Source organism: Rhodanobacter lindaniclasticus (assembly GCF_004799035.1).
GTDB lineage: Bacteria > Pseudomonadota > Gammaproteobacteria > Xanthomonadales > Rhodanobacteraceae > Rhodanobacter > Rhodanobacter lindaniclasticus.
The window spans coordinates 1-15,209 of the sequence record NZ_MWIO01000050.1 but is presented as its reverse complement, the minus strand read 5'-3'; the positions used below and the strand labels follow the sequence as shown (position 1 = coordinate 15,209).

18 protein-coding genes are annotated in these 15,209 nt (G+C 67.7%); 12 read left to right on the top strand and 6 right to left on the bottom strand.

What is annotated here, in order from left to right; genetic code table 11:
• Positions 1-5 precede the first annotated feature (5 nt).
• From B1991_RS15340 to B1991_RS15325, 4 genes are all read right to left on the bottom strand, one after another.
• The gene (locus tag B1991_RS15340; RefSeq protein ID WP_136259550.1) at positions 6-1,208 is read right to left on the bottom strand and encodes an HlyD/EmrA/EmrK family protein; all 1,203 of its coding nucleotides are present in this window, start codon (positions 1,206-1,208) and stop codon (positions 6-8) included.
• Positions 1,205-2,677, bottom strand: coding sequence for an efflux transporter outer membrane subunit (locus tag B1991_RS15335; RefSeq protein WP_136259549.1), 1,473 nt, complete (start codon positions 2,675-2,677; stop codon positions 1,205-1,207). Before B1991_RS15335 ends, B1991_RS15340 begins: the two co-directional genes overlap by 4 nt.
• Before the next feature lie 11 nt (positions 2,678-2,688).
• Complete coding sequence (locus tag B1991_RS15330) at positions 2,689-3,213, bottom strand: MarR family winged helix-turn-helix transcriptional regulator (RefSeq protein ID WP_136259548.1); 525 nt, start codon at positions 3,211-3,213, stop codon at positions 2,689-2,691.
• 78 nt (positions 3,214-3,291) lie between these two features.
• Positions 3,292-4,059 (bottom strand): TatD family hydrolase, encoded by a 768-nt coding sequence (locus B1991_RS15325; RefSeq protein WP_136259547.1) that lies wholly within the window; start codon positions 4,057-4,059, stop codon positions 3,292-3,294.
• Between the two features lie 172 nt (positions 4,060-4,231).
• Here B1991_RS15325 and B1991_RS15320 point away from each other — a divergent pair, with 172 nt between their 5' ends.
• Together B1991_RS15320 and B1991_RS15315 are read left to right on the top strand one after the other, a co-directional pair.
• Positions 4,232-4,810 carry a glycine zipper 2TM domain-containing protein gene (locus tag B1991_RS15320; protein WP_136259546.1) on the top strand — a complete coding sequence of 193 codons (579 nt, stop codon included), beginning with the start codon at positions 4,232-4,234 and terminating at the stop codon, positions 4,808-4,810.
• A gap of 26 nt (positions 4,811-4,836) precedes the next feature.
• Positions 4,837-5,325: an outer membrane lipoprotein gene (locus B1991_RS15315; RefSeq protein ID WP_136259545.1), complete on the top strand. Its 489-nt coding sequence runs from the start codon at positions 4,837-4,839 to the stop codon at positions 5,323-5,325.
• An 84-nt stretch (positions 5,326-5,409) separates the two neighbouring features.
• On the opposite strand, the gene B1991_RS15310 is transcribed toward B1991_RS15315, so the two are convergent.
• Positions 5,410-5,844: a cell wall hydrolase gene (locus B1991_RS15310; protein ID WP_136259544.1), complete on the bottom strand. Its 435-nt coding sequence runs from the start codon at positions 5,842-5,844 to the stop codon at positions 5,410-5,412.
• Positions 5,845-6,322: 478 nt separating this feature from the next.
• Entirely contained in the window at positions 6,323-7,126 is an 804-nt protein-coding gene (ygfZ, locus tag B1991_RS15305; RefSeq protein WP_136259543.1) for a CAF17-like 4Fe-4S cluster assembly/insertion protein YgfZ, read from the bottom strand.
• Between the two features lie 131 nt (positions 7,127-7,257).
• On the opposite strand from ygfZ, the gene B1991_RS15300 reads away from it, so the two are divergent.
• From B1991_RS15300 to B1991_RS15255, 10 genes are all read left to right on the top strand, one after another.
• A complete protein-coding gene (locus tag B1991_RS15300) occupies positions 7,258-7,425 on the top strand; it encodes a DUF1674 domain-containing protein (protein ID WP_136259542.1) in 168 nt (55 codons plus the stop codon).
• A gap of 79 nt (positions 7,426-7,504) precedes the next feature.
• Positions 7,505-7,900 (top strand): succinate dehydrogenase, cytochrome b556 subunit, encoded by a 396-nt coding sequence (gene sdhC, locus B1991_RS15295; protein WP_136259541.1) that lies wholly within the window; start codon positions 7,505-7,507, stop codon positions 7,898-7,900.
• Complete coding sequence (sdhD, locus tag B1991_RS15290; RefSeq protein ID WP_136259540.1) at positions 7,897-8,310, top strand: succinate dehydrogenase, hydrophobic membrane anchor protein; 414 nt, start codon at positions 7,897-7,899, stop codon at positions 8,308-8,310. Before sdhC ends, sdhD begins: the two co-directional genes overlap by 4 nt.
• 23 nt (positions 8,311-8,333) lie before the next feature.
• A complete protein-coding gene (gene sdhA / locus B1991_RS15285) occupies positions 8,334-10,121 on the top strand; it encodes a succinate dehydrogenase flavoprotein subunit (protein ID WP_136259539.1) in 1,788 nt (595 codons plus the stop codon).
• A 53-nt stretch (positions 10,122-10,174) separates the two neighbouring features.
• On the top strand, positions 10,175-10,957 hold the full coding sequence (locus tag B1991_RS15280; protein WP_136259538.1) for a succinate dehydrogenase iron-sulfur subunit: 783 nt from the start codon (positions 10,175-10,177) through the stop codon (positions 10,955-10,957).
• 173 nt (positions 10,958-11,130) lie between these two features.
• Positions 11,131-11,370: an FAD assembly factor SdhE gene (locus B1991_RS15275; protein WP_136259537.1), complete on the top strand. Its 240-nt coding sequence runs from the start codon at positions 11,131-11,133 to the stop codon at positions 11,368-11,370.
• Complete coding sequence (locus B1991_RS15270) at positions 11,342-11,779, top strand: protein YgfX (RefSeq protein ID WP_136259536.1); 438 nt, start codon at positions 11,342-11,344, stop codon at positions 11,777-11,779. The genes B1991_RS15275 and B1991_RS15270 overlap by 29 nt, the downstream gene beginning before the upstream one ends.
• Before the next feature lie 93 nt (positions 11,780-11,872).
• The gene (locus B1991_RS15265) at positions 11,873-13,114 is read left to right on the top strand and encodes a lipoprotein-releasing ABC transporter permease subunit (RefSeq protein WP_136259535.1); all 1,242 of its coding nucleotides are present in this window, start codon (positions 11,873-11,875) and stop codon (positions 13,112-13,114) included.
• A 7-nt stretch (positions 13,115-13,121) separates the two neighbouring features.
• On the top strand, positions 13,122-13,820 hold the full coding sequence (lolD, locus tag B1991_RS15260; protein ID WP_136259534.1) for a lipoprotein-releasing ABC transporter ATP-binding protein LolD: 699 nt from the start codon (positions 13,122-13,124) through the stop codon (positions 13,818-13,820).
• A 107-nt stretch (positions 13,821-13,927) separates the two neighbouring features.
• The gene (locus B1991_RS15255; RefSeq protein ID WP_136259533.1) at positions 13,928-15,061 is read left to right on the top strand and encodes a ComEC/Rec2 family competence protein; all 1,134 of its coding nucleotides are present in this window, start codon (positions 13,928-13,930) and stop codon (positions 15,059-15,061) included.
• Positions 15,062-15,209 lie beyond the last annotated feature (148 nt).

Genomic DNA, 15,209 nt, shown 5'->3' with positions numbered 1-15,209 from the left:
TCGGCTCAGCGGGCATCGCGGGGCAGGTTGGCGCGGATGACCCGCGCGGCCTCGGCGTCGGCCTTGGCGGCCATCTGCGTGTAGACGTCGGTCTGCGCCACCGGCTGCTGCGTCGGGGTGGTAGCCAGCACGCTGCCCTTGTCGTTGGTGATGTCGATGGTGACTTCGCTCGACAGGCCCACCCGCAGCGGATGCTTGTCCAGCTCGGTGTTGTCCAGCGAAATGCGCACCGGCACGCGCTGCACCACCTTGATCCAGTTGCCGGTGGCGTTCTGCGCCGGCAGCAGCGAGAACACGCTGCCGGTGCCCGCACCCAGGCCGATCACCTTGCCGTGGAACACCGCGTCGCCGCCGTAGAGATCGGAGACGACCGTCGCCGGCTGGCCGATGCGGATGTGGCGCAGCTGGCTTTCCTTGAAGTTGGCCTCCACCCACAGGTCATGCAGCGGCACCACGGTCATCAATTGCTGCCCGGGCTGCACGCTGTTGCCCAGTTGCACGCTGCGCTGGGCCACGTAGCCGGAGACCGGTGCGTAGATCGCGTTGCGCTGCGCGGCGATCCATGCGGCGCTGAAGTTGGCTCGCGCCTGCATCACGCCGGGGTTGCGCGCCACGTCGGTGCCTTCGATCGCGGCATGCGCCGCGGCCGACTGGGCCTGCGCGCCGGCCAGTGCGGCGCGTGCCTGCGCCAGGCCGTCGCGCAGGTGCTGCACGATTTCCGGCGATTCGGCGTGCGCTGCCAGCAGCGGAAGATGGCGCTTGAGGTCGGCGTCGGCCTTCTGCACGGCGAGCCGGGCCGCATCGACCTGGGCGTCGGCGCTGCTGGCCGAACTGGTCTGCTGGCGCACGCCGCGCACAGCCTGGGCCAGTGCGCTGCGCGCCTGCTCCAGACGCACCTTGGCATCGGTGGGGTCCAGCCGGACCAGCACCTGGCCGGCTTCGACGCGCTGGGTGTCGTCGGCCAGGATCGCCACCACCGTGCCGGGCACCTGGGCCGAGATGGCCACCTGGTTGCCGCCGACGTAGGCGTTGTCGGTCTTGACCCGGGTGGAGAACACGAAGAACCACAGCGCGAACCAGGCGAGCCCGGCGAGGATGAACACCGCGGCCACGATCAGCAGCGCGCGCCGACGCTTGGCCGGGTCCTTCGCGGCCATGCCGCTGTCGTTGGCGTCGACAGACGGCCGGTCGGTTTCAGTGGCGCTCATGGGCGGGCTCCAGCGGTAACGGAAGAGGTGGAATCGGCGTTGCGGTCGGCGGTGGAGGCATCGCGATAGCCGCCACCCAGCGCCTTGACCAGCGCGAGGTCGGTTGCCACGGCCTGCGCTTGCAACTGCACGGCCGAATCACGTTGCTGCAGCCATTGCGCCTTGGCCCCGAGGCTTTCGCGGGCGTCGCGCACGCCTTGGGTGGCGCGCGCCTGCGCGTTGGCCAGCAGTTGCCGCTGCGCATCCACGCGGGTGCGCTGGACCACGCGCTGCGCGGCGATCTGTTGTGCGCCGAGCGCCTGCGTGGCGACTTCACGGGCGGCAGCCAGCACCGTGCTGTCGTACTGCGCGATCGCCGCGTCGAGTTGCGCCTTGCTGACGCCGTAGTTCGCCTTCAGCGCGCCGCCATTGAAGATCGGCAGGTGCAGCGCCGGGGTCAGCGCGAAGGTGCGGCTGCCGGCGGTGAACAGCTTGCCCATGTCGATGCTCGACAGCCCGGCCATCGCGCTGACGCTGAAATCCGGGAAGAACTCGGCGCGGGCGGCGTCGGTCTGGCGCAGCGCGGCCTCGACCTGCCAGCGGCTGGCGGCGATGTCCGGGCGGCGCGCGATGAGGTCCAATGCGGCGTTCGCCGGAATGCCTTCGTCGACGCGGGGCAACGGTCGCGGCTGCAGCTCGGGCAGTTGCTCCGGTGCCACGCCGAGCAGCGAGGCGAGCGAGACGCGGCGGATCTTCGCCGAGCCTTCCAACGCCACGCGCATCTCCCGCACGGCAGCCAATTGCGCGCGCGCCTTCTGCGCTTCGTCCGGCAAGTCCACGCCCTGCTTGACGCGCAGATCGGCGATGCGGCTGAACTGGCGTTGCGTGGCAAGCGCCTGATCGGCCAGTTGCAGGCGCGCCTGGTCGGCCAGCCAGCCGAAGTAGGTGTCGGCCACGGCGTATTGCAGCGCCAGCGCCGCGGCGCTGCGCTGCGCTTCGGCCGCGTGCGCCTGGTCAAGTGCCGCTTCCAGCGTGGCGCGCTTCTTGCCCCACCAGTCGAAGTCGTATTTCAGCTGCGCGCCGAGATCGGCCTGGTTGTACCAGCTGAAGCCGAGGAACTGGCTCGGGATCAGCCCGTGGTCGCTCAGCCGTTGCCGCGCTACCTGCGCGCTGCCGTTCACCGACAGGCCGAGCTGCGCCGCGGCCAGCCTGGCGGACTGCTCCGCCTGGGCCACCCGGCTCTGCGCCACGGCGAGGTCCGGCGACTGGCGGGTGGCGCGATCCATCAGGTCGTCCAGCTGCGGATCGTGGTATTGCCGCCACCACCGTGCCGCGGGCCAGCCGGCGCGCTCGGGCGCCTGCAGCCCGGCCAGCGGCACGTCGTTGCGCAGGTCCGGTGCCAGCAGCCTGGCCGGCGCGGCGCAGGCGGCCAGGGTCAGGGCAATCAGGGCGGCGAGCATCGCGCGGCCGCCCGACGAGGCGTGCTTCATGCGGGAATCCTTCATGGCAGGCGCTGTTCGCCCAACTGGTCGAGGTTGCCGGCGAGCTTGCGCAGCAACCGGTCGAACTGACGCATGTCGCCGGCACTGAAGCCGGTGAACATGGCGCCCACCTGCGGAAACATCGGCGGCAGCACCTTCTGCACGAAGCGCCGCCCGGCAGGAGTGATGCGGATCAGCACGCGGCGGCGATCGTCCTTGCTGCTGCCACGGGTGATCAGGGCGCGCTTGACCAGCGCATTGGCGATGCGCGTCATGTTGGTGGCGCCCTGGGTGGTGAACTCGCACAGCTCGCCGGGCGTGGAGCTGCCGTCCGGCCGGCTGTACAGGATCATCAGGGTCAGGAATTCGCTGTGGTTTAGCTTGTTCGGCTTGAGCTTCGCCTCCAGCTCGCGGTCGATGGTGGCGCCGAGCATCAGCATGAGCCGGCACATCCGCGCTTCCGCCGCGGGCATCTGCGGGACGAGCTCGCCGACCCGGTCGATGCCCTCGTCCATCATCACGATGCAGTTTGCGAGAGTCGCCATTTCACTGATTGATAATTCACCAGTGAAATAAACTAGCAGGCGTCGACGGCTCCGGGCAAGTGACAAATGTCAGGGGTATCAATCAAGGCCGAACAGTCGACGGGCATTGGCGGTGGTGGCCTGTGCCACGTGCTGCTCGCTCTCGCCGCGCAATTCGGCCACGCAGCGCAGGATCTCGACCAGGCGTGCCGGTTCGTTGCGCAGGCCGCGATGGGCCGCGTTCGGCTGGTCCGGCGCGTCGCTTTCGAGCAGCAGGAACTGGATCGGCATGCGAGCCACGATGCGCCGCAGGCGCTGCGCACGCTCGTAGGTCACCGGGCCACCGATACCCAGATGGAAGCCGATGTCCCACAGCTTCGCTGCCTGTTGTTCGCTGCCGGAGAAGCTGTGCACCACGCCGCGCACGCCGGGACAGCGGCGCAGGGTCAGGCTCACTTCTTCCAGGGCGTGGCGTGCGTGCACGATGACCGGCAGGTCCAGCTCGCGCGCCAGGCGCAGTTGCGTTTCGAAACAGCGTTGCTGCAGCTCGTGATCGGACCCTTCGTCGTGGTAGTCCAGGCCGATCTCGCCCACGGCTACCGCGGGGTGGTCGCCCAGCCAGTCGCCGAGGCGGTCTAGGTGCTCGGGCCGGTGCTGGTGCATGAACAGCGGATGCAGGCCGTAGGCGGGATGGATGTCGGGTCGGTCACAGCACAAGGCGTGGATGCGTGGCCAGCTTTCGGCGTCGGTGGCGGGGACCACCAGCTGGCGAACGCCGGCTGCACCGGCCCGCGCGATCACCGCGGCGCGGTCGGCGTCGAATGCCGCCAGATCGAGATGCACGTGGCTGTCGATGAGCAGTTGCATGGGGAGGATCCGTGAATGTGGGCGCGGCGGCACGGTAAGTGCGTGAAAACCATGTCATAACTTCAAGCTAGCTGCGATTCAGTCTGGCATCGGTTCAATTGACTGCGCAGGTTGTTACGTCCGCTGCACATCACGGGCGATAGGCTGCGCTCAAACAGAGGAGTAGGAAGTGATGAATACGTTGATGGTCAATGTACTCAAGGCGGCGATCGCCGCGGCGCTGGTGACGGGAGTGTCCGCCTGCAACCGCAGTGCGGACGCCGGCTCGACCGGAACCGACGGCATGGCTGCGAGCGCCGATGCCGGAGTGAAGTACGGCAAGGTCGTCTCCGTCGACCCGATCCGCACGACGGTGAACAACCCCAAGCAGGTCTGCCATGACGAGACCGTCACGCACACCGCGCCACCGAAGGACCAGCATCGCATCGCCGGTACGGCGATCGGCGCCGTGGTCGGCGGCCTGGTCGGCAACCAGGTCGGCGGCGGCAAGGGCAAGACCCTGGCCACCGTGGCCGGCGCGGTCGGCGGCGGCTACGCCGGCAACCGGATCGAGGCGGCACACCAGAAGGGCCAGGTCACCACGAGCGTCGAGCGCAAGTGCGAGACGGTCAACAACACCAGCAGCAAGATCGTCGGTTACGACGTTCGCTACGTCTATGACGGTGTCACTCGCACGGTCCGCATGGATCACGACCCCGGTGATCGCGTTGAGGTGAAGGAAGGCGTGACCGTGGTATCCGACGCTCATTGAGCCAATCCACCCCACAGGAGCACCTGATGACTGCACGCACTGCAAAACTTGCATTGGCCGCGGCCATGACGATGGGCCTCGCCCTCGCCGGCTGCGCGACTCAGCCCTACGGCAACAGCAACAGCGGCTACTACGGAAGCCAGTCGTCGGCCTACGGCAACCAGCCGGTTCGCTGCAACAGCTGCGGCGTGGTGCAGGAGGTCCAGCAGGTATACCTGCAAAACAACGGCAGCGGCGGCACGCTGGGCGCGATCATCGGTGCGGTGGCCGGCGGCGTGCTCGGCAACCAGGTCGGCAAGGGTGATGGCCGCAAGGCGGCGACCGTGGCCGGTGCGGTGGCCGGCGGCGTGGTCGGCAACCAGGTCGGCAAGCGCAACAGCAGCGACCAGGTGGCGTGGCGCATCGTGGTTCGTCTGGATGACGGGCGCTATGCCACCGTGACGCAGCGCGAGAACCCCGGCCTGCGCCAGGGCGATTACGTCGAAGTGCGCGGGGACCGTGTCTACCCACGCTGATCCACTCGTTAGTTCGGACGTCTGGACGTCCAAAAGAAAAGGCCACCTTTCGGTGGCCTTTTCCATGTCTGCGGCATCCGTCGCTCAGTTCACCGCGTAGAAGGCGTGGTCGCCGATTGTCACGCTGGGACGATTGTGCGACCACGCAGGGGATATCGTGGTGGTCGCGAAGTGATCGGCGTGCGGCACCAGCATGCGCCGCTGTGCCAGCGGCAGCTGCCAGTTGTGGATCGAGTTGCCGGCAACGTCCCACGCCTTCACGAAGGCGGGCAGGTTGCTGATCTCGAACGATCCGGACGTGGTGGTGGTGGCGAACTGGTGCGGTGCCGTGACCACCTTGCACACGGTATCGCCGTAGTGCCCGCGATCGCGCCGGCGCAGCGCCACCTCGGCCACGGCCCACTGGCCATCGGCGGGCTGGCTGCGTGCTTCGAGATAGACGGTGGTGGCCAGGCAGGCCTGGTCAGCTACCGGCTGGGGCATCAGTGTCGTCAGCCACAACAGCAGGGAAAGTTTCATGTTCTGCCTCCAGCGTGCTGTACGCGCGAAGCCGGGTCTCCAGCTTCGTGCGCCGTTGCGGTGGACGGGCGGGCAGGCCGTTTCCACCTGGATCTGCCACCCGGGCCGAAACTTGTGGCCAAGGCGCATTGCCACGGGATTGTGGCGATTCGAGCGGCTCTGCGAAGCCGGTCAGAAAGTTGTGCCGGAAACGGCGCCGTCATGCGGGCGTCGCGTTGCTTCCGGCGGCTTTGCCTCGAAGGGTGGCGAAGCCCGTTCTCATCCGGCGTCGTTGCCGCCGGGTCGCGCCGATACGGAATTCATCCGGTTCGTCGCGTCAATCGGCACCCCGTGTATCGGGTGCCGCGATATTCGATCGGCGGAGCCTAGTGGCGGAAAGCGCCGCTGGCAAGTGCCGCGATGTGCGAATTTAACTTGCACTCACGTGCCGTTGACAAGTGCCATCGCGAAAAAATTCCTGCGTGTCTGCATGTCATGTTCACGCGGGCCAGGACGTCTGCAGCGTCAGTGCAAGCGCATCCTGGAATGATGGCGTCGCGCCCGCGCGAAGTTGCGTTGCAACGTCGTCGTCCAGCACCAGCAGCACGTTGAAACCGCTGCCGCCATCCACGACGTCCAGTACGCAACCGACCTCGCGATCGTCGATGCGCAACGCCTCGCCAGCGTGCACTGACTGCGACGTCGTGCCGCAGTGCAGGTGACGTTTGTGTCCGTCGCGAAAATGCAATCGCGCCACGATTTCCTGGCCGGGATAACAGCCCTTGTCGACCGCCACCGCATTGAGCCGCTGCAACGACAAGGCCGCGGGCAACAATGTTCCGAGCACCGGTGCCGGCAGCCACGGCCAGCCTTCGCACAACTGCAGCGCGCGCCACGCATCGTCCGTGGAGGTGGCCGTGGAAACGAGCAGGGCATGCGAGCCGCAACCCAGCGAGACGACATCGTCTTCCATCGTCACGGCATGCAGCGCTTGCATCGGGCCGGTGCTCAAACTGCGCGCCGGCAGCGCGGTCAACCGGAGTTGGGCGCGGAACACGAATCGTTGCAGTCCGTCGACCATCGTCGCGGCATCGCCGCCGCGCAGCAGCAGCAGGTAGCGTTGTTCTTCCAGTCGTGCCAGGTGGAACAGCGCGCGCACCCGGCCTTTCGCGTCCAGCCATGCGCTGAATTGCCAGTGGCCCACGGCGAGGCCATCCACCCTGCTGCTGAACTGCGCATGCGCGAACGCGCCTGCTTCCGGACCTTCGAGCAACAGTGTTTCGGCGATCGGGGATGCGTGCATGGTGGAGCAAGTTTGGGGCAGTCGCGCCGTGGCACAAGTGCGTGGCATCGCCGCAATGCGGTGCGGCGCCCGCGGGTCGATGGTTGTGCTGTCCGGGGGCAAGTATTAATCTTCAGCGGCTGACAAACACCATGTCCAATACCTCAGTTCCCATCGAAAGCACGCCTGCCCCCGTCAAGCCGGAGACGACCGCCAAACCGGTCGATCCGCCGCCCGACAAGGCAGCCGTCGAGCGTCCGGCTCCGGACCCCACGCGCTACGGCGACTGGGAAAAGAACGGCCGCTGCATCGACTTCTGAGCGGGGCGCCCGGCACGGGGCGCGGCATCAAGGGGCGAATGCAGCAGGGACATCAGCGATTCCACAGAGGATAGCCGCCATGGCAGAGAAGCAACGACCGCTTTCCCCGCATCTGCAGATCTACCGCAGGCAGGTGCAGATGATGACCTCCATCACGCATCGCGCCACCGGCATCGCGCTCGCGGTCGGCGGCTTGCTGGTGGCCTGCGGCCTGCTGCAGCTTGCTGCCGGCGAAGAGAGCTTCAATCGCTTCAAGGGCATCATCGGCAGCCCGGTCGGGATGGTGCTGCTGTTCGGCTGGAGCTGGGCGCTGTTCTACCACCTCTGCAACGGCATCCGGCATCTGATCCAGGATGCCGGACTCGGTTACGAGATTCCCCAGTTCGTGCGTTCTAGCTGGCTGTCGGTCGTCGGCAGCATCGTGCTGACCGCCGCGACCTGGGCTTGGGTAGTGATGGCCGGAGGTGCGGCATGAACCTGCGTGTGGGAACCGACGACGTCCGCAGCCAGCTGCGCAATCCGATGAAGCTCGCCCGCGGGCTCGGTTCGGCGAAATCCGGCGTGGAGCACTGGTGGGTGCAGCGGTTGACCGCTGCCGCGCTGGTGGCGCTGGGCATCTGGTTCGTGATCACCGTGCTCGGCCTGCTGCATGCGGATTACGCGACGGCGCATGCGACGGTGGCCAAGCCGTGGAATGCGCTGTTGCTGATCGTGTTCGTGCTGACCATGTTCTGGCATGCCGTGCTTGGCTTGCAGGTGGTGGTCGAGGATTACGTGCACACCCGCTGGAAGGAGGTCGTGCTGCTCGTGGCGATCAAGTTCCTTGCGGTACTGGGCGCACTGGCTGGCGTGCTGGCCGTGCTGCGCGTGGCGCTGACCCCCTGAGACGAAACGCGAGGCCGGGATCCATGGAAAGCTACAAGGTTCAGCAGCATCTTTATGACGTGATCGTGGTCGGCGCCGGCGGCGCCGGCTTGCGCGCCACCTTCGGCCTCGCCGAGAAGGGCCTCAAGGCGGCGTGCATCACCAAGGTCTTCCCCACGCGCTCGCACACCGTGGCCGCGCAGGGCGGCATCGCCGCCGCGCTCGGCAACATGAGCGAGGACAACTGGCGCTTCCACTTCTACGACACCGTGAAGGGCGGCGACTGGCTCGGCGACCAGGACGCCATCGAGTACATGTGCAAGCACGCACCCGAAGCGGTGATCGAGCTCGAGCATTATGGCGTGCCGTTCTCGCGCACCGAGGACGGGCGGATCTACCAGCGCCCGTTCGGCGGCATGACCACGCACTACGGCAAGGGTACGGCGCAGCGCACCTGCGCGGCCGCCGACCGCACCGGCCACGCGATCCTGCACACGCTGTACCAGCAGGCGCTGGCGCACGACGCCACCTTCTTCGTGGAGTACTTCGCGATCGACCTGGTGTTCGATGCCGAAGGCGTGTGCCGCGGCGTGCTGGCGCTGGACATGAACGAAGGCACCATGCACTTCTTCCGCGGCCACGCGGTGGTGCTGGCCACCGGCGGCTACGGCCGCGCCTACCTGAGTGCCACCTCGGCCCACACCTGCACCGGCGACGGCGGCGGCATGGTGCTGCGCGCGGGCCTGGCCCTGCAGGACATGGAGTTCGTGCAGTTCCATCCGACCGGCATCTACGGCGCCGGCTGCCTGATCACCGAGGGCGTGCGCGGCGAGGGCGGTTACCTCACCAACTCCGAGGGCGAGCGCTTCATGGAGCGCTACGCGCCGCATGCAAAGGATCTCGCTTCGCGCGACGTGGTCAGCCGCGCGATGACGGTGGAGATCAACGAGGGCCGTGGCGTCGGCGAGCACAAGGACCACATCTTCCTCAACCTGATGCACCTCGGCCCCGAAGTGATCCACGAGCGGCTGCCCGGCATCGCCGAGTCGGCGCGCATCTTCGCCGGCGTCGACGTCAGCAAGCAGCCGATCCCGGTGTTGCCGACCGTCCACTACAACATGGGCGGCATCCCCACCAACTATCACGGCGAAGTCGTGCAGAAGCGCGGCGACGACGTGGATGCCGTGGTGCCCGGGCTGTTCGCGATCGGCGAAGCGGCGTGCGTATCGGTGCACGGCGGCAACCGGTTGGGTTCCAACTCGCTGCTCGACCTGGTCGTGTTCGGCCGCGCCGTGGCGAATCGCTGTGCCGAGATCATCAAGCCGGCCACGCCGCACAAGGACCTGCCGGCCACCGCGCTGGACAAGGCGCTGGAGCGCTTCGACCGCCTGCGCAACGCGAACGGCAACACACCCACCGCGGCGATCCGGCTCAACATGCAGCGCACGATGCAGCGCTACGGTGCGGTGTTCCGCACCGGCGAGACACTGGGCGAAGGCAGCCAGAAGATTTCCGAGGTGTTCAAGACGTTCGAGGACGTCAAGGTCAGCGACCGCTCGCTGGTATGGAACACCGACCTGATCGAGACGCTGGAGCTCGCCAACCTGCTCGAGCAGGCGGTGGCGACCATGCACTCGGCCGCGCAGCGACCGGAAAGTCGCGGCGCGCATGCCCGCGAGGATTTCCCGGAGCGCGACGACGAGCAGTGGCTCAAGCACACGCTGGTGTGGGTCGATCGCGAAGGCAGCACCCGCTTCGACTATCGCCCGGTGCACCTCAACACCTTGACCGACGAGGTGGCTTCGGTCCCCCTGGCCAAGCGCGTCTACTGAGTCGTTGCGTTCGATGTCACGTCCCGTTTTCGAGAATATGGAAGGGCAATCCCATGGGTGAATTCACGCTGCCACGGAACTCCAAGATCCAGCCCGGCAAGCATTACCCGGCCAAGGATGCAAAGAAGCCGCGGACCTTCCGCATCTATCGCTGGTCGCCGGACGACGACAAGAATCCGCGCATCGATACCTACGAAATCGATCTGGCCGCATGCGGCCCGATGGTTCTCGACGCCTTGCTGAAGATCAAGAACGAGATCGACCCGACGCTCTCGCTGCGTCGCTCCTGCCGCGAAGGCATCTGCGGCTCCTGCGCGATGAACATCGACGGCACCAACACGCTGGCATGCATCTGCGCGATCGACAGCGTCGCCAGCGGCGACGTGAAGATCTACCCGCTGCCGCACATGCCGGTGGTCAAGGACATCATCCCCGACCTCACCCATTTCTACGCGCAGTACGCCTCGATCAAGCCGTGGATTCGCACGCAGAGCCCGGCGCCGGGCAAGGAGCGCCTGCAGTCTCCGGAAGACCGCAAGAAGCTCGATGGCCTGTACGAGTGCATCCTGTGCGCCTGCTGCTCCACCAGCTGCCCGAGCTACTGGTGGAACGGCGACAAGTACCTTGGCCCGGCAATCCTGTTGCAGGCTTATCGCTGGATCGTCGACTCGCGCGATGAAACCACCGGCGAGCGCCTGGACGATCTGGAAGACCCGTTCAAGCTGTACCGCTGCCACACCATCATGAACTGCACCCGCACCTGTCCCAAGGGGCTGAACCCGGCCAGGGCGATCGCCGAGATCAAGAAGCTGATGGTGGAGCGGCGTTCGTCGTGATTCGTTCTCCCCTCTGGGGAGAAGGTGCCCGAAGGGCGGATGAGGGGCCGGTGCTCGCGGGGAAATTTATCGGAGAGCGTTCTTGATGATGGCTCGGCGCAAGATTGTCCCCCTCACCTCAATCCTCTCCCCGAGGGGAGAGGAGGCGAACGCGGCGCTTCGCGCCAACTGTCATGGATAAGAGCCGCCTGCGTTGGCGTGCCCGCCGCGGCACGCGTGAACTGGATGCCATGCTGGGCGGCTGGCTCGACGAGCGTTTCGAGCAGGCCGAGGAGGCGCAGCGGCAGGCGTTCGACGAACTGCTCGACGTGCAGGATCCGGAGCTGTGGGACTGGATGATGGGCCACGCCCGTCCCGACCGAGCGGACTGGCAGGTCATCATCGATGACATCCGCGCCCGCCATCGGCTTTGACTATTCGCCGTCGCGGCTGCTGCCGCGCTGCCTGTTGCTGGTGGCGACGCTCGCCGCGATCGCCGTGCTGGTCAGCGCCTTGCCGGCCTGGCTGCGCGCGGTGACGGTGGTTGCGCTGGCTCTGGCGACCTGGCAGGCGTGTCACCGCTTGAGGAGCACCGTCGTGGCCGCCGCCGGCTGGAGCGCCGAGTCGGGTTGGACCCTGCATACCGTGGATGGCGAGGACCACCCCGCCAGCCTGGCTTCGTTCCGCGTGCTGGGCGATCTGGTGTGGCTGCGCATGCACTCGGCGCAGCACGGCATCAGCGTATTGCTGCTGGCGCCGGACAACAGCGACGCCGATATCCGCCGCCGCCTGCGCATGCGCTTGGCGACGCTGCAGCCGGGTGAGGCGCTGCCGCGCTGGTGAAGCAACTTCGTCGATTCGGCGCGGTCCGAGCGAATAGCCGATAATGCCGGTCCGGGCGGCCCGCCCCGTGTCATCACCACAAGCGAATCGCCCATGTTCCGACCGCTCGAACTCTTCATCGGCCTGCGCTACACGCGCGCCAAACGTCGCAACCAGTTCATCTCCTTCATCTCCACCGTGTCGATCGTGTGCATCGCGATCAGCGTGATCGCGCTGATCACGGTGATGTCGGTGATGAACGGCTTCGACTACCAGATGCGCTCGCGCATCCTGGGCGCGGTATCGCAGGCGACGATCACCAGTGTCGACGGTCCGATCAGGGACGTGCCGCGTGCGCTGCAGGTCGCGCAGGCCAATCCGCACGTGCTGGGCGCGGCGCCGTTCGTCGAATCCGAGGCCATGCTGATCGGCCAGCGCTCGGCCGGCGTGCGGGTGCGCGGCATCGACCCGGCGCAGGAGCCGAAGGTGGTCGACATCGGCCAGCACATGATCGAAGGCTCGCTTGCCGACCTGCGCCCCGGCGACTGGAACATCGTGCTGGGTCGCGACCTGGCGATGCAGCTCGGGGTGGGCGTGGGCGACCGCGTGACCATGGCGGTGCAGGAGCTGCGCGCCACGCCGATGGGCGGCATCCCGCGCATGCGCAGCTTCCACGTCACCGGCACGTTCCAGCTCGGCATGGAGCAGTTCGACTCCGGCCTGGCCCTGGTCAACATGCGCGATGCCGAGAAGCTCAACGACCTGAACGGTCCGACCGGCATCCGGCTGCGCCTGGACGATCTGTTCAGCGCCCGCCCGGTGGCGCGCGAACTAGCCGATCAGCTGGGCCAGTACTACGGCGTGCGCACCTGGATGGACGAGAACGCCAACCTGTTCCACGCGCTGTCGATGGAAAAACTGGTGATGTTCATCATCCTGTCGCTGATCGTGCTGGTGGCGGTGATCAACCTGATCTCGATGCTGATGATGCTGGTCACCGACAAGCAGGCGGATATCGCGATCCTGCGCACGCTTGGCGCCACACCGCGCAGCATCATGGGCACCTTCATGGTGCAGGGCCTGCTGGTGGGCTTCGTCGGCATCGGCTTCGGCGTGGGCTTCGGCGCGCTGCTGTCGTGGAAACTGCCGGGCATCATCAAGTGGATCGAGCACACCTTCCACGTCACCTTCCTGTCCCCTGACGTCTATTACATCAGCGAGGTGCCGAGCCGGCTGGACTGGCAGGACGTGGGCTGGACCGCGCTGTTGACCTTCGTGTTCGCGCTGCTGGCCACCCTTTACCCCGCCTGGCGCGCCTCGCGCACGCAGCCGGCGCAGGCCCTGCGTTATGAGTGAGAAATCCATGGCCCCGACCCGCGAAAACGTGCTGCGTGCCAGCCACGTCGCCAAGACCTACGCCGAAGGTGGCCTTCGCACCGACGTATTGAGCGATGTCAGTCTCACCCTGAAACGCGGCGAGACGATGGCCATCGTCGGCGCCTCCGGCTCGGGCAAGAGCACCTTGCTGCACATCATCGGCGGACTGGACACGCTGACCGCCGGCGAGGTGGAGGTGGATGGGCGCGTGCTGTCAAAACTCTCCGACGCCGAGCGTGGCCGCGTGCGCAACCGCTCGCTGGGCTTCATCTACCAGTTCCACCACCTGCTGCCCGAGTTCACCGCGCTGGAGAACGTGTGCATGCCGCTGCTGATCCGCGGCACCGCGATCGCCGAGGCGCAGCGGCAGGCGATCGCCTTGCTGGAGCGGGTTGGCCTGGGGGCGCGCACCCACCACAAGCCGTCGGAGCTCTCCGGCGGCGAGCGCCAGCGCTGCGCGGTGGCGCGTGCGCTGGTGACCCGGCCGGCCTGCGTGCTCGGCGACGAGCCCACCGGCAACCTGGATGAGGCCAACGCCGCCCAGGTCTACGAGCTGATGCTGGAGCTCAACCGCGAGATCGGCACCAGCTTCATCCTGGTCACGCACGATCCGCACCTGGCCGCGAAGATGGATCGCACCCTGGTGCTGCACAACGGTGCGTTGCGCGACGCCGTGCCGGCCTGAGCCTTGCCGCCGCCGCGGGCGGCGTGCGCCTACAGCACTTTCAGCGTCGCCGGCGCCGTCCGCGCGCTAGGCTCGAAAGCTTCCAGGACGGAACGGGCGGCGGCGGCATGGCGCGACACGGGACGATCACGGCGGCGCTGGCCTTGCTGGCCGGCGTGTTGCTGGTGCAGGCGTGGCCGCGCCTGCCGTCGACGTGGATCTGCGTGCCGCTCGTCGTGCTGGCGCTGGCCTGGGCATGGCGTTGTCCGCGCTGGCGCTGGCTGTGCTGCCTGCCGCTTGGCGTCGCCTGGGCGCTGTGGTGCGGTACGCAGGCGATGCAGGCACGCTTGCCGCGCACGCTGGAAGGCCGCGACGTACTCGTCGTCGGCAGCCTCGACGGATTGCCGCTGGCGCGCACCGATGCCAGCCGCTTCACCCTGCGGGTCGAAAACGCCGAACTGGATGGGCAGCCGCTGGCCTTGCACGGCCTGGTTACCGTGTCGTGGTACGAAGGTGCGCCGCCGCTGGCGCCGTGCACGCGCTGGCGCCTGTTGCTGCGCCTGAAGCGCCCGCGCGCGCTGCTCGATCCGGGCAGCGCCGACAGCGAACGCTCGGCGCTGGAACGCGGCATCGTCGCCACCGGCTACGTGCGCGAGGACGAGGGCAACCGCCGCCTGTCCGGTCCGCGCTGGTGCGTGGATGGCGCGCGCGCGGCGATCGCCCGCGGCATTGCCGCGCGGGTGCGCGATCCGCACGATGCCGCGCTGTTGCGCGCCTTCGCCGTCGGCGACACGCGCGGCCTCGGCCAGCAGGACTGGGCGGTGGCGCGGGCGAACGGCGTGTCGCACCTGATCGCGATCTCCGGCTTCCACGTCGGCGTGGCGGCGGTGTTCGGCGTGTGGCTGGCCTGGTTGGCCTACGCGATGTGGCCGCCATTGGCGCTGCGCCTGCCGCGGCCGCAGGCGCAGGCCGCCGCGGCGCTGCTGCTCGCCGTGGTCTACAGCGCGCTGGCCGGGTTCGGCCTGCCCACCGTGCGCACGCTGCTGATGATCGCGGTGGTGGCGCTGGCGCGTTGCAGCCGGCGCGGCAGCAGCGGGGCGCAATCGCTGGCGCTGGCGCTGATCGCGATCCTGCTGGCCGATCCGCTGGCGGTGCTGGCGGCGGGGGTCTGGTTGTCCTTCGTCGGCGTGGCGTTCCTGATCCTCTGCCTGCAGGCGCAAGGCCGCGGCTGGCGCAGCGCCAATGGCGGCCACCACGGGTAGGCCAACCAGGCCAGGCACACGCCGAACACCGCCGCCACGCCGACGGGGGAAACGGAGATCGCGATCAGGGGCGACACGCCGTTCGCCCGCGCCCCCGCCCCGTCCTGCCGCTGGTCTTTTTACACATCCCCGAGCCCCAGGAGAAGGC